Here is a 13970-nt window from a genome sequence, read left to right as displayed (position 1 = left end):
TGCCGCCCGTACCGCGCCCTCCCCCGCCGTGCCGCCGTGCGGAAATCGGCGCGGCTGCCGGCCCCGTCCCTCACCTTTCGCCCCCTGCTAAGGAGCTTTTCCCATGATCCGCTGGCCCCAGGCTGCCGCCGTGCTCGTCGCCGCCACGGCGCTGTTCGCTCCCTTTGCCCACGCGCAGTTGCTGATCGGCCAGACGGCGGGCTTCACCGGCCCGGTGGCGGCCGGCGTGCAGGAAACGACCGATGGAGCGAAGCTGTACTTCGACGCGGTGAACGCCAAGGGCGGCGTGGGCGGCCAGAAGATCGAGCTGGTGTCGCTTGACGACAAGTTCGACCCCAAGCTGAGCGCGGAGAACGCCCGCCAGCTGATCGAGGACCGCAAGGTGCTGGCGCTGTTCCTGACCCGGGGCACGCCCCACACCGAGGCGATCATCCCTCTCCTGAACCAGTACGGCGTGCCTTTGGTGGGCCCGTCCACCGGCGCCATGGTGCTGCACAAGCCCGCCCGCAAGCACGTCTTCAACGTGCGCGCCACCTACCAGCGCGAGGCGGAAAAAGCCATCGCCCACCTGGCCTCGCTGGGCATCACCCGCATCGCCGTGGTGCTGGCCGACGACAGCTTCGGCGCCGACGGCCTGACCGGCGCCCAGCGCGGCCTGGAACGGGCGCAGCTGAAAGCCGTGCTGGAAGAGCGCTTCGACCGCTCCAAGCCCGATTTCGGCCCGGTTGCCGCCAAGCTGATGCAGACAAACGCGCAGGCCGTGCTGATGATCGCGTCGGGCGTCGCGGTGGTGGACGGCTACGCCGCCTTCCGCGCAGCGGGCTCCACGGCGCAGATCGTGACGCTGTCGAACAATGCCTCGACGGGCTTCGCCAAAAGCCTGGGCGCGAACGGGCGCGGCGTGATCGTCACGCAGGTGTTCCCCAACGAGCGCTCGGTCAACTTCCCGATGGTGCGGGAGGCGCAGGAACTGGCCAAGGCCCGAGGGCAGGACGTCAGCCCCGCCATGCTGGAGGGCTTCGCCGCCGCCAAGGTGATGGTGGAAGGTCTGCGCCGCTCCGGTCCCCGGCCGACGCGCGAGAGCATCGACGCGGCGCTGGACGGGCTGCAGAAGTTCGACCTGGGCGGACTGGAGATCTCGTACAGCCCCACGGACCATTCGGGCCTGGACTTCGCCGATCTGTCCATCATCGGCACGGACGGGAAGTTCCGACGCTGAAGGAGAGGCGCGGGAGATCGGCGGTCAGAGCATCCGCAGCGCCATGAGCGAAGCCATCATCCCGATCCCCAGCGACACCACCCACGCGACAGCGGCGCCGTAGTACCAGCTTTCGCGCTCCTGCCATTTCAAGCGGCGAGGATCGCCCGGGGGCAGATGGCGGAGCGCGCGGTGGGACGCGATCAGCACCGGCGCCGCGAGCAGAAGCGAGACCAGTATCGCGGCCAGTTGCAGCAGCGGCCCATCCGCGCGGCCGCCGGCGGAAGCCATTTGCCACCATTCCCCCAGCATGGCGACGACGCCCAGCGGACCGCAGACCAGCACGATGGCGATGCCGCCGGCAAAGAGCACCAGCACCCGGGCGGCCGCGTCGAGGCGGGTGGGCGCCTGCGGCGTCAGGCCGGAGCCCTCGGGATACGGACAGTCCCTTCGGAATCGGCGGATGCCGAGCGGCCAGACGATGGCGGCCACGAACACGCTCAGCACCCAGGCCAGCATCTGCGCGGCCGAGATCGGGGTACCCAGCTTGCTGGCCAGCATCAGGCCGCCGATCCAGCAGGCCAGGAGCAACGGAATGCCGACCAATACGGTGACCACGGCAATCAGCCGCCGGACCCTGCGAGACAGGCCGGGCTGGGCGGGCAGCCGGGACCTCGCTTCCCGACGCCTGTCCACCATCGCGCAGCAGCGTCAGCGGGATGCGGCGGACGCAGGCGCCTCGGGGACGTGCACGGCATCTGCACCGTGCTTCTCACCGCTCATGTCCACTTTGTCCCCGGCCTTCATGATCACGAACAGCGATACGGCGGCGAACAGAACGAAGCCCACGACGAGTTTCCACATGATTTTTGTCTCCTGGTTATTGAAATGGTCAGAAATCGGGCATGAAAAAACCCCACGCCCTTGCGGGTGTGGGGTTCTGATGCGAGACCGCAGGCCACAGGCTCATAGGAGCCTGGAGCTGGGGTGATGGCGATCAGAAGTTGTGGCGAACGCCCACGGCCACGGAGCTGAAGTCGTTGCCGGCGGCGGAGCTGTAGTAGCTGGCGCCAGCCTTGTTGTCGACCTTGGTGTAGTAGCCGTACACCTTGGTGCGCTTGCTCAGGTTGTAGTTGTAGCCCAGCGTGTATTGCAGAGCGGAGCTGTTGGCGATGTTGTCGTACTTGCCGGCGCGGCCGACGTTCAGGTGGAACTCCGAAGCGCCCAGGATGTAGGCGCCGGACACGCGGTACGTGTCACGCTTGCCCACGGGAGCGGCCGAGTCGGTCATGGCGTTCCAGTCGTCGCTGCGCTGGTAGTAGGCGCCGACGATGAACGGGCCAGCCGTGTACAGGGCGCGCAGGGCGAACTGGTTGGCGGTGTCCAGCTTGGAGTAGCCAGCGCCCAGGGCCAGAGCGCCCAGGGTGTAGTTGGCAGCCAGGTCGTACACGTTCTTGCCGCCGACGGCTTGCTCGTGCAGGCCCACCGAGCCTTCGACCGTCAGGCCGCCGATGTCGGGCGTCTTGTAGGCGATGGAGTTGGAGTTGGTGAACGCGTTGCGCATCACGGATGCGTAGAAGGCGTCGGACGACGAGCCGGTGTCGTGGTTGTGCAGGCTGATGTAGTCAGCGGTGGCGAAGTACGACTCGGCGGTCCAGCGGCCCAGGCGCACGGTACCGAAGTTGCCGGACAGGTTCAGTTCGCTCTGACGAGCGAAGAAGCCGCGGGAGTCGGTGGTGCCGGTGTCGGAGTTGAAGCCGCTTTCCAGGACGAAACCAGCCTTCAGGCCGCCGCCCAGGTCTTCCGTGCCACGGAAGCCGAAACGCGAAGCGTTGTTGGCCAGCACGGTGTTGGTGGTGCTGCCGTCCTTTTGACGTTCGACCGTGGTGTTGACGCGGCCATACAGCGTGACGCTGCTTTGGGCGAAGGCAGCGGAGGTGCTCAGCAGAGCCAGGGAAGCGAGCAGCAGGCGATTGGTTTTTTGCATATGGATCCTTGAATGCTTGTGTCCATCGGGTGATGTAGGCACCGCTTGCAGCCTGATGGGCCGTGAGCACCGTGTGCGTCTACTCGCCCAAATTCTAGGTGTAACGCCCCGGTTAACACATGCGAAAGTCGATTTCATGATTGTCGTGATGTATCGCCGCCACACTTCACGGGCCATTCACCAATGATGTGCGGCGGTGCACCACGAAAACCTCCGGAACGGATCTCCAGGCACGGGGTGAGTGCTTGCACGTCCCCCTCGCCCGTGCCTGGACCCGCCCGATCAGTCGCCCGCGTAGATGTCGACGTCCTTGGTCTCGCGGATGAACAGCGTGCCGATGATGGCGGTGGCGCCGGCGATGATGATCGGGTACCAGAGGCCGTTGTACATGTTGCCGGTCTGCGCCACGATGGCGAACGACATGGTGGGCAGCAGGCCGCCGAACCAGCCGTTGCCGATGTGGTAGGGCAGGCTCATCGAGGTGTAGCGGATGCGGGTCGGGAACATCTCCACCAGCATGGCGGCGATGGGGCCGTAGACCATGGTCACCAGCAGCACCAGGTAGGTCAGGATGACGACCATCATCACCTTGTTCATCTTGGCGGGGTCGGCCTTGGCCGGGTAGCCGTCGGCCTTCAGCGTGTCGGCCACGGACTTCTTGAATGCAGCGTCCTTGGCTTTCACTTCATCGGCGGGCAGGCCGCGGGCGCTGTAGCTCGGGATCGTGGTCTGGCCGATCTTGATGACGGCGGGGGTGCCAGCCGGCGCCGCCTCGTTGTCATAGCTCACGGAGTTGGCGGCCAACACCTGCTTGGCCACGTCGCAGGAGCTGGTGAACTTGGCCGTACCGGTGGGGTTGAACTGGAAGGAGCATTCGGCGGGGTCGGCCACGATCACGACCTTGTTCTTCGCCTGCGCGGCGGCGAGGTCAGGGTTGGCGGCTTCGGTCAGCGCCTTGAAGACCGGGAAATAGGTCAGCACGGCGAGCACGCAGCCCAGCATGATGATGGGCTTGCGGCCGATCTTGTCGGAGAGCGTACCGAACACCACGAAGAACGGCGTGCCGATCAGCAGGGCCGCAGCGATCATCAGATTGGCCGTGACGGCATCCACCTTGAGCTGCTGCGTCAGGAAGAAGAGCGCGTAGAACTGGCCGGTGTACCAGACCACGGCCTGGCCGGCGGTGAGGCCGATCAGCGCCAGGATCACGATCTTCAGGTTCTTCCACTGGCCGAACGACTCGCGCAGCGGTGCCTTGGAGGTCTTGCCCTCGGCCTTCATCTTCTGGAAGGCGGGCGATTCGGACAGCGACAGCCGGATCCACAGCGAGATGCCCAGCAGCAGGATGGACACCAGGAACGGGATGCGCCAGCCCCAGTCGGTGAAGGCCTCTTCGCCCATGACGGTGCGCGTGCCCAGGATCACCAGCAGCGACAGGAAGAGACCCATCGTCGCCGTGGTCTGGATCCACGAGGTGTATGCGCCCCGCTTCCCCTGCGGCGCGTGCTCGGCCACGTAGGTCGCGGCACCCCCGTACTCGCCGCCCAGGGCCAGGCCCTGCAGCATGCGCAGCACGATCAGGATGACCGGCGCGGCCACGCCGATGCTGGCGTAGGTGGGGAGGATGCCCACGATGAAGGTGGACAGGCCCATGATGAGAATGGTCACCAGGAACGTGTACTTGCGCCCGATCATGTCGCCGAGGCGGCCGAACACCAGTGCGCCAAAGGGCCGCACGATGAAACCAGCCGCGAAGGCTAGCAGCGCGAAGATGAAGGCAGAGCCGGCATCCAGCCCGCTGAAGAACTGCTTGGCGATGATGGCTGCGAGCGAGCCGTACAGGTAGAAGTCATACCATTCGAAAACGGTGCCTAGCGACGAGGCCAGGATGACTTTTCTTTCTTCCGGCGACATGGGCCGGGGAGCGACGTTGGTAGCCATGGTGGGTGTCTCCATGAATTTGCGGGCGATGACGGCAGCACCCCGGAAGGTGCCTGCGGCGCAATATGTGCGCGCCGTCTGACCGAAAACTGACAGCGCCATGGCCCGCGAAGTCGCAGGACTCCACCCGGTCTTACACGCCGCTGACAAAACCCGGCGCAACCCGTAGCGCGTTTTTCTCGATGTGGAAAAACACGGCGCCCGGCGCCAAACTCACGTGATTCGCCCCCCGCCCGGCGCGGGTAAACACCGAGCGGGCGGCGCGGGTTATCCCTGCCGGGGACAAACCCTGAATAGATGGCGGATCGGTCAGGCCGCCATGCGAGCCGAGGCGTGGATGGCGCGGGCGGCAACGGCCGCCACCACCTGGCCAGGCGGTGCGCGTCAGGAGGCCGCGCCGGGCAGCCCGCTCGGCACCCGGGGCGCGGCGTCCCACGCCGGGCCGTCGAACCAGGCATCGCCTTGCAGGCTGGCGCGCAGCATGGGTAGGCCGTCCAGCCCCCAGAAGAGGCGGTCGCCCACGGCGTAGCTGGGCACGCCGAACACGCCGCGGGCGATGGCCTCGTCGGTGTTGGCCCGCAGCAGCGCCTTGGCCCGCGCGCCGCTGCCGTCCGGGTCGGGCCGCAGCTGCGCCTGCAAGGCCTCCTGCAGCGCCGCCAGGCGCGCCGGCTCCAGCGGGTCGCCGCCGCCCAGCCAGACATGCCGCAGCACCGTGCCCGCGACGAAGCGGTTGATGTGGCCGTCGTCGCTGCACGCCAGCGCCAGGCGCAGCAGCGGCAGCGGGTTGAAGGGGTGGCGGGCCGGCATGTCCAGCCCGCAGCCCTGGGCATGGCCCAGCCAGCTGGCGTGGCGGTACGTCCAGTCCCGCTTGGGCGGCACGCCGGCGGGGCCGGGGTTGCCGTGCTGCTGCAGCAGCGCGCCCAGCAGCACCGGCCGGTAGTTCACCTCGTGACTCAGCCCTTCCAGCGACCTCGGCAGCGCGTCGAAGGCCAGCCAGGCGTAGGGAGAGACGAAGTCGAGATAGAAGGTGATCTGGTGCATGGCGCGCTCCGGGATTGGCTGGGCGGGGAGAGGGACGAAGCGGTCAGGACGCCGCCGGCAGGGACGCTGGCGGCGTCAACCCGGCGCGGCGCAGCAGCCGGGCCCAGATGACGCGTCGCTGCTCGCGGCCGGCGGCCGACCAGACGCGGATCTCGTCGAGCGTGCGAAAGCACCCCTCGCACCGGCCGCCGTCCGCGGCCATGCGGCACACGCCGATGCAGGGCGACGGCACGGCCGCATCGTTTTGCGCATCAAAACAGCCCGCAGCGCTTGATTCATCTGCTCGAGCAGCTATTAAAACAATAGCATCCTCGACCGTGAGCCGATCGGTCATTGCGCCGCCGGCGGCTGCACCACGTCGGCCACCGGCGCCTGGGTGAGTGCTTCCAGATCCTGCGGCCGCAGCTGGAACACGCCGTTGGGGTGCCCGGCCGCGGCCCAGATCTCGTCGAAGCGGAACAGCTCGCGGTCGATCAGCGTGACGGGGGGCGTGGCATGCGCCACCGGCGACACGCCGCCGATGGTGAAGCCGGTCCTGGCCTTGACGAAGTCGGCGTCGGCGCGGCCGGTTTTGCCGACGAGCGCATCGACCTTCTTCTCATCCACGCGCCGGTCGCCCGAGGCGATGACCAGCACCGCCGCGTCGTCGCTCTTGCGGCGGAAGATGATGCTCTTGGCGATCTGCCCGACGGCGATGCCGAGGGCATCGGCCGCTTCCTGCGCGGTGCGCGCCGAGTTGTCGAGCATGCGCGGGGCATGGGGATGGCCTAGGGCCTGCAGGGCGGCGGCCACGCGCTGCACGCCCTCGGGCAGGGTTCGGAGTTCGGCACCACACATGGCTGAAGCGTCCTGATCGTTCGGGAAAGGGGAAGGGAGCTGCCGATCTTAGCGACCGCGCCGCCAACGCGGCGCCTGCCTGCCCTGCCCCGCTGCAGTCAGGCGCTCACGCGGCGCGCTGCCGCATCACGGCGGGCCCCTGCTCGGCCAGGTCCCAGAACAGGCCGGCCATGATCTCCAGCGATTCGCGCGTGACGTCGGCCAGGATGTGCTCGTTGGGCGCGTGCTGCGAGCAGGCCGGGTAGGAGTGCGGCACCCACAGCGTGGGCAGGCCCAGCGTTTCGGAGAACACATCGTTGGGCAGCGAGCCGCCCAGGTTGGGCAGCAGCGCGGGGCGCCTGCCGGTGGTGCGCTCCATGGAGGCCAGGCCCCAGCGCACCCAGGCATCGTCCGGGTCCAGGCGCGTGGCGGCCATGTGCACGTCGGTGCCCCGCACCTCCACGTCGTCGAAGCCATGGGCGGCCAGGTGGGCGCGGATGTGGTCGAGGAAATGCGCCGCGTCGCTGCCCACCACGTAGCGCATGTGGCAATGCGCCCGGGCCGTGGCCGGAATCGCATGGACCGGCATCGCAGGGTTGCCGCAGGTGAAAGCCAGCACCTCCAGGCTGTTCCAGCCGATGACGCGCTCGGCGGGCGTGAGGCCTGGCTCGCCCCAGTCCGGGTCGATGGCGGGGTCGCCGGCGCTGCCGCCCACCTCGATGTCGCGCAGGGCCACGCGCACGCTCTCGGGCAGCTCCTTCGGCAGCAGGCCCGGCACCAGGATGCGGCCCTTGGCGTCCACCAGCGTGGCGATGGCGTGCGCGAGGCGGATGCCCGGGTTGCGCAGCAGCCCGCCCCAGTTGCCGGAGTGGTGGCCGCCGTCGCGCAGGTCCAGGTGCAGGTCGAAGTTGAAGACGCCGCGCGAGCCCAGGAACATCGTCGCCCGCGAGGCCGACACGCGCGGCCCGTCAGAGGCCAGGAACAGGTCGGCGGCCAGGAAGTCGCGGTGCCGCGCGCAGACCTCGTCCAGGCCCGGCGAGCCGTCTTCCTCGCCCATCTCCAGGATGATCTTCACGTCGTAGCCCAGCACCCCGCCGCGCGCTCCGAGCACCTGCTCCAGCGCCGTGAGGTTGATGGTGTGCTGGCCCTTGTTGTCGGCCGTGCCGCGGCCGTACCAGCGGTTGCCGTCCACCACGATCTTCCAGGGCTGCAGGCCCTCGCGCCACTGCGCGTCGTAGCCGCGCACCACGTCGCCGTGGCCGTAGGTGAGCACGGTGAAGGCGGCGCCCGCCTCGGTGCGCTCGGCCAGCAGGAACGGGCTTTTGCCGGGCACGGGGTTGTCGACGATCCGGCAAGCGAAGCCGAGCCGCTGCAGCAGCGGAGCGATCTCGTCGCGGAGGTAGGCGTACAGCTGCGGCAGGCTGGCGGCGTCCTGGCTCTCGGTGCGCAAGGCGACGCGGCGGTCGAGCGTCTGCTGGAAGCGCCCGTCGTCGAAGACGGCGACGGTGCGTGCGATGGCGGATTCACGGGTCATGGCGGGCTCTTGCAGGGTGGATTCGTTCACGGCAACCGTTCAGGCGAAGGCCTCGCGGTCGATGTCGGGCAGGCCGAGGCCCGGCTCGGGCGACAGGGCCGAGGCCAGCAGCATGCGGGTGTAGAGGTGCTGCGCGGCGGAGAAGATCTGCTCGCGCGTGCCCTGCTCCACGATGCGGCCCCGGTGCATCACGGCCACGCGGTCCACCAGATGCTCGACCACGCCCAGGTCGTGGCTGATGAACAGGTAGGTGAGGCCGAACTCGGCCTTGAGGTCCAGCAGCAGGTTCAGGATCTGCGCCTGAACGGACACGTCCAGCGCCGAGGTGGGCTCGTCGCAGACCAGGATCTCGGGCCGCAGCACCAGGGCGCGGGCGATGGCCACGCGCTGGCGCTGGCCGCCCGAGAGCTGATTGGGATACTGCCGGTGCGTGCGCTCGGGCATGCCGACCAGATCAAGCATGGCCCGGACGGCACGTTCCTGCTCGGCGGCCGTGCCCACGCGGTGCAGGCGCAGCGGCACGCCGACGATGTCGGCCACGGTGCGGCGCGGGTTGAGCGAGGAATACGGGTCCTGGAAGATGGGCTGGATGCGGCGGGCCAGCGCGCGGCGCTGGCGCGGGTCGATCTCGCGGCCGCCGACCAGCACGTTGCCGGACGTGGGCGGCAGCAGCCCCAGCAGCATCTTGGCCAGCGTGCTCTTGCCGCAGCCGGATTCGCCCACCAGGCCCAGCGTCTCGCCCTTGCGGATGCGCAGCGACACCTCGCTGACGGCCTGGATGCTGCCGGCGGGCTTGAACAGGCCGCGCCTGAGCGTGAAGCTGCGGCTGAGCGCGCACAGCTCCAGCGCGATGTCCTCGGAGCCGCCCACCGCGCCCGCCGGGCCCGGCATGGCGGCCGGTGCGGGCAGGGTCCAGGTCATGGAATCGGTCATGGCGTTCATGCGGCCTCCGCCAGTGCCGGGGTCGTGGGATGGGTGGCGGCCACGCAGCGCACGGCATGGCCGGCCGCCACCTCGGCGAACGGCGGCGCCACGCTGCAGGCGGGCCGCACCAGGCTGCAGCGGTTGGCGAAGGCGCAGCCCTGCACGTCGCCGACGAGGCTGGGCACCACGCCGGGGATGGCGTGCAGGCGGCTGCCCGGCAACGTCTTGCCGCGCACGGGAATGCAGCGCAGCAGGCCCTGGGTGTAGGGGTGCGACGGGCGGGCGAACAGATCGCCCACCGGCGCGGCCTCGACCACCTCGCCTGCGTACATCACGGCCACGCGGTCGGCGATGCGCGCCACCACGCCCAGGTCGTGCGTGATGAACACCACGGCGGTGCCGAATTCCTGCTGCAGCTCGCGGATGAGGCGCAGGATCTGCGCCTGGATGGTCACGTCCAGCGCCGTGGTGGGCTCGTCGGCGATGATGAGGTCGGGCCCGCACATCAGCGCCATGGCGATCATCACGCGCTGGCGCAGGCCGCCCGAGAGCTGGTGCGGGTACTGGCGCAGGCGGTCGGCCGCCTGGGGCACGCCGGCGCGCTCCAGCAGGTAGAGGGCGCGCTCGCGGGCCTCGGCGGCCGTCGCCTTGCGGTGGGCGCGCAGCGCCTCGCACAGCTGGTCGCCCAGCGTGTACGACGGGTTCAGCGAGGTCATGGGCTCCTGGAAGATCATGGACATGCGGGCGCCGCGCAGCCGCGCCATGCCGCGCTCGTCCTGCGCCTGCAGGTCGATGCCGTCGAAGTGCAGGCGCTCGGCCGACCGCCGCGCCCTGGCCGGCAGCAGGCCCATCAGCGCCAGCGAGGTCATGGACTTGCCGCAGCCCGACTCGCCCACCAGGCACAGCATCTCGCCGCGCCGCACCTGGAAGTCGATGCCGCGCACGGCATGCAGCAGGCCGCGCTCGGTGGGCAGATCCACACGCAGGTTCTTCACATCGAGAAGGATGCTCATAGGGTGTTCTCCTTCAATGCGTTCAATGGCGGCCATCGGGAGTGGCCACGTCGCGGATGCCGTCGCCCACGAGGTTGATCGCCAGCACCAGCACCGCGAGCACCAGGCCCGGGATCATGATCACCCAGGGCTGGAAGAACATGTACGCCTTGCCTTCGGCCACCATCAGGCCCCATGAAGGCGTCGGCGGCTGCACGCCCAGGCCCAGGAAGGACAGCGTGGATTCGAGCAGGATGGCGTGGGCCATTTCCAGCGTGGCCACCACGGTGAGCGCGCCCATCAGGTTGGGCAGCAGCTCGCGCACCAGGATGTAGGGCGTGGACGCGCCCAGGCTCTTGGCCGCGGCGATGAACTCCGCGTCGCGCAGCTGCTGCGTGGCCGAGCGCGTGACGATGGCGAAGCGGTCCCACAGCAGCAGGCTCAGCAGCACGATCACCACCTTGAGCGAGCCGCCCACCAGCGAGGCCATGGCCAGGGCCACCAGCACCACCGGCATGGCCAGGCGGCAGGTGATGACGTAGCTCACCACCGCGTCCACGCGGCCGCCGAAGTAGCCGGCCAGCACGCCCAGGGTGGTGCCGATCAGCCCGGAGACGAGCGCGGTGACGAAGCCGATCACCAGCGACACGCGGGCGCCGTAGAGCAGGCGGCTCAGGTAGTCGCGCCCCAGCTTGTCGGTGCCCAGCACGTGCTCCCAGGTGCCGCGCTCGTGCCACACGGGCGGGATGAGGCGCTGCGTCACGTCCTGCGCGAAGGGGTCGTGCGGCGCCAGCCAGGGCGCGAACACGGCGGCCAGCACGGCCAGGCCGAGCACGATGCCGCCGATCAGCAGCCCACGGTGGCCCACCACACGGCGCAGCGTGCGGCGCCAGGCCGGGAGGGGCAATGCAGCCAGGGCGGCGGTGCCGGCGATGGGCAAGGAGGTCGTCGTCATGGAGAGCCCTTTCCTCAGCGGGTGCGCATGCGCGGGTCGAGCGCGGCGTTGAGCACGTCGGCCACGAAGGTGAGCGCGATGTAGAACGTGGCGATGATGAGCACCACGGCCTGCACCACCGGGTAGTCGTTGCGGGCGATGGAATCCCATGCCAGTTGCCCCAGGCCCTGCATCGAATAGACCGACTCGATGACCACCGAGCCGCCCAGCATGAAGCCCAGCTCCACCGCCGCCAGCGCCACCACGGGAATGATGGCGTTGCGCAGCGCATGCTTGAAGACCACGCGCGCCGGCGACAGGCCCTTGGCGCGCGCCGTGCGGATGTAGTCCGAGCCCATCACGTCCAGCATGCCGGCGCGGGTCAGGCGCATGAGCGAGGGCATGGCGTAGTAGCCCAGCGCCACGGCCGGCAGCACGAAGTGCAGCCAGCTGGTGTTGCCGGCCACGGGCAGCCATTTCAGCCCCACCGAGAACACCACGATCAGCGCCAGCGCGAACCAGAAGTTGGGCATGGCCTGGCCGATGGTCGCCACCAGCAGCGCCAGCCGGTCCACCCAGGTGTCGCGGTAGAGCGCCGCGGCCACGCCCAGCGGAATGGCCACGGCCACGGCAAGCAGCAGCGAGACGGCGCCGAGCTTGAGCGTGATCGGCAGGCGCTCGCCCACCAGCTCCATCACGGTGTTCTGGAAGTAGAACGAGCGGCCGAAGTCCAGCTGCAGGGCCGCCCCCAGCCAGTCGAGGAACTGGGTGGCCATGGGCCGGTCCAGCCCGTACTGCACGCGGATCTTCTCCACGTCGGCAGCGGTCGATTCGGGTCCGGCGATGGCCGTGGCCAGGTCGCCCGAGAGGTGCAGCAGCAGGAAGCTCACCACCGCGACTGTGAGCATCACGGCCAGCGCCACCGCCAGCCTGCGCAGGATGTAGGTCAGCATGGTCTTGTCAGCATGGGGTTTGCACGGCGTTCACGCACGGGCGGCGGCCGCTCACTTCCAGCGGGCCTGCGCGAAGCGGGGCAGCTCGTCGGGCCAGGCGTCGAAGGCCAGGTCCTTGGTGAAGGCGTAGTTGGTCGAATACGTGAAGATCGGCGCCCACATCGCCTCCTTGCTGATGCGCTCCAGCGCCTGCCCGTACTTGGCGAGGCGGTCGGTCTTGTCCGTGCTGCTGTCGGCGGTCTGCAGCAGCGCGATCGTCCGCGCGTCCTTGGCCGTGTCGTCCGGCCCGCCCTTGAAGAAGTTGCCCACGAAGGCGGAGGCGTCGCTGATGGAGTACGAGCCCCAGGCCTGGAAGGTGAGCGGCGCGCGGCCGGAGCGGACCTCGGTGCGCAACGCCGGGTACTGCACGAAATGCAGCCGGGCGCGGATGCCCACCTTGCGCAGGTCGCCGATCAGCGCCTCGGCATACTCGCGCTCGCGGTAGGCCCACAGGTCGGTATCGAAGCCGTTCGGGTAGCCGGCCTGGGCCAGCAGCTCCTTGGCCTTGGCCGGGTTGTAGTCGTAGCGCGCCACCCCGCTGGTCACGCAGCCCACCTGCATGCGGAAGCACGGCGCATGCACGGGCTGGCTGCCGCCGCGCACCAGGCTGTCGGCGAAGCCCTTGCGGTTGATGGCGTGGTTCACGGCCTGGCGCACGCGCACGTCCTTGAAGGGCGCGGATTCGGGCGTGGTGCCCACGTTGTTGATGGTGACGAAGCCCACGCGCATGGTCTCGCCGCTCAGCACCGTGATCTGCGGCATGGATGCCTTCATGGACTCGGCCTGATCGGCCGGCACGCGCCAGATCCAGTCGATGGCGCCGGTCATGAGCTGTGCGGCGCGGGCCTCCGGGTCGCGCACCACGACGAACTTCACCGTGCCGATCTGCGGCTGGCCCACGGGGCTGTCCTTGAAGTAGTCCGGGTTCTTGACCATGGTCACGCCCTGCCCCGGCACCACCGCCGCGATCTTGTAGGGGCCGGTGCCGACGGGCGCCTTGCTGAAGCCTTCCAGGCCGACCTTCTTGAAATAGGCCGCCGGATAGATGGGCGTGGGGCCGGCCAGGTATTCGAGCGCGGCGGGGAACGGCGTCTTGAGCTGGATGCGCACCTGCAGCGGGCCCACGACCTCGACATTCCTGATCCAGTCGGTGTTCTGGCGCGTGGCGATCTTGGCGTCCGGGCCGTTGACCACGTTGAAGGTGAAGGCCACGTCCTCCGCGGCCAGCGGATCGCCGTTGTGGAACTTCACGCCCGGGCGCAGCGTGACCAGCAGCGCCGTGGGCGATTCCCACTTCCACGCCGTGGCGAGCTGGGGCTTGAGCTCGCCGGTCTTGGGGTCGCGGTAGATCAGCGTGTCCCAGGCCATGCTGGCCAGGATGACGCCCTCGCGCATGTTGTTGTGGTAGGGGCTCACGTTCTCGACCTCGTTGTCCGAGGCGTAGACCAGCGTGTCGTTCGCCTTGCCCGCATGGGCGCCGGTGGCGATGGACAAGGCCGCGAGAACCGCTGCGCAGCTGCGGCGCACCAGCGTGGTGGAAAGATGACCCATTTCGAAAACTCCTTCGTCGGACAAGCCACGGAACGTGTGTCGAGACGCAAGAATGGGACA

The 13970-nt window shown here is 69.0% G+C and carries 14 protein-coding genes; 1 reads left to right on the top strand and 13 read right to left on the bottom strand.

What is annotated here, in order from left to right:
- Positions 1 to 103: 103 nt before the first annotated feature.
- Entirely contained in the window at positions 104 to 1219 is a 1116-nt protein-coding gene (locus ABWV53_RS15695; RefSeq protein WP_353367082.1) for an ABC transporter substrate-binding protein, read from the top strand.
- Between the two features lie 24 nt (positions 1220 to 1243).
- Here ABWV53_RS15695 and ABWV53_RS15690 read toward each other — a convergent pair whose 3' ends face one another.
- The 13 genes from ABWV53_RS15690 to ABWV53_RS15630 form a co-directional block, all read right to left on the bottom strand.
- Entirely contained in the window at positions 1244 to 1816 is a 573-nt protein-coding gene (locus tag ABWV53_RS15690) for a hypothetical protein (RefSeq protein WP_353367081.1), read from the bottom strand.
- Positions 1817 to 1909: 93 nt separating this feature from the next.
- Positions 1910 to 2062, bottom strand: coding sequence for a hypothetical protein (locus ABWV53_RS15685; RefSeq protein WP_353367080.1), 153 nt, complete (start codon positions 2060 to 2062; stop codon positions 1910 to 1912).
- A gap of 133 nt (positions 2063 to 2195) precedes the next feature.
- A complete protein-coding gene (locus ABWV53_RS15680; RefSeq protein WP_353367079.1) occupies positions 2196 to 3185 on the bottom strand; it encodes a porin in 990 nt (329 codons plus the stop codon).
- Positions 3186 to 3467: 282 nt separating this feature from the next.
- On the bottom strand, positions 3468 to 5126 hold the full coding sequence (locus tag ABWV53_RS15675) for an MFS transporter (RefSeq protein ID WP_353367078.1): 1659 nt from the start codon (positions 5124 to 5126) through the stop codon (positions 3468 to 3470).
- 384 nt (positions 5127 to 5510) lie between these two features.
- Positions 5511 to 6167 carry a DsbA family protein gene (locus ABWV53_RS15670; protein ID WP_353367077.1) on the bottom strand — a complete coding sequence of 219 codons (657 nt, stop codon included), beginning with the start codon at positions 6165 to 6167 and terminating at the stop codon, positions 5511 to 5513.
- Between the two features lie 43 nt (positions 6168 to 6210).
- Positions 6211 to 6501: a DUF1289 domain-containing protein gene (locus tag ABWV53_RS15665; RefSeq protein WP_353367076.1), complete on the bottom strand. Its 291-nt coding sequence runs from the start codon at positions 6499 to 6501 to the stop codon at positions 6211 to 6213.
- A complete protein-coding gene (locus ABWV53_RS15660) occupies positions 6498 to 7004 on the bottom strand; it encodes a YbaK/EbsC family protein (protein WP_353367075.1) in 507 nt (168 codons plus the stop codon). Before ABWV53_RS15660 ends, ABWV53_RS15665 begins: the two co-directional genes overlap by 4 nt.
- 106 nt (positions 7005 to 7110) lie before the next feature.
- Positions 7111 to 8517 carry a M20 family metallopeptidase gene (locus ABWV53_RS15655; RefSeq protein ID WP_353367074.1) on the bottom strand — a complete coding sequence of 469 codons (1407 nt, stop codon included), beginning with the start codon at positions 8515 to 8517 and terminating at the stop codon, positions 7111 to 7113.
- 39 nt (positions 8518 to 8556) lie between these two features.
- Positions 8557 to 9408, bottom strand: coding sequence for an ATP-binding cassette domain-containing protein (locus tag ABWV53_RS15650; RefSeq protein WP_353367143.1), 852 nt, complete (start codon positions 9406 to 9408; stop codon positions 8557 to 8559).
- A 47-nt stretch (positions 9409 to 9455) separates the two neighbouring features.
- Entirely contained in the window at positions 9456 to 10454 is a 999-nt protein-coding gene (locus tag ABWV53_RS15645; protein WP_353367073.1) for an ABC transporter ATP-binding protein, read from the bottom strand.
- A gap of 22 nt (positions 10455 to 10476) precedes the next feature.
- Positions 10477 to 11388: an ABC transporter permease gene (locus tag ABWV53_RS15640; RefSeq protein WP_353367072.1), complete on the bottom strand. Its 912-nt coding sequence runs from the start codon at positions 11386 to 11388 to the stop codon at positions 10477 to 10479.
- Positions 11389 to 11402: 14 nt separating this feature from the next.
- Positions 11403 to 12320, bottom strand: coding sequence for an ABC transporter permease (locus ABWV53_RS15635; protein ID WP_353367071.1), 918 nt, complete (start codon positions 12318 to 12320; stop codon positions 11403 to 11405).
- A gap of 51 nt (positions 12321 to 12371) precedes the next feature.
- Positions 12372 to 13910: an ABC transporter substrate-binding protein gene (locus tag ABWV53_RS15630; protein ID WP_353367070.1), complete on the bottom strand. Its 1539-nt coding sequence runs from the start codon at positions 13908 to 13910 to the stop codon at positions 12372 to 12374.
- Positions 13911 to 13970: the final 60 nt, after the last annotated feature.

Origin of the sequence: Acidovorax sp. FG27 (assembly GCF_040365715.1) — a bacterium.
GTDB lineage: Bacteria > Pseudomonadota > Gammaproteobacteria > Burkholderiales > Burkholderiaceae_C > Paracidovorax.
Note: the sequence above shows the minus strand (reverse complement) of the source record. Positions and strands in the feature narration are given on the sequence as shown.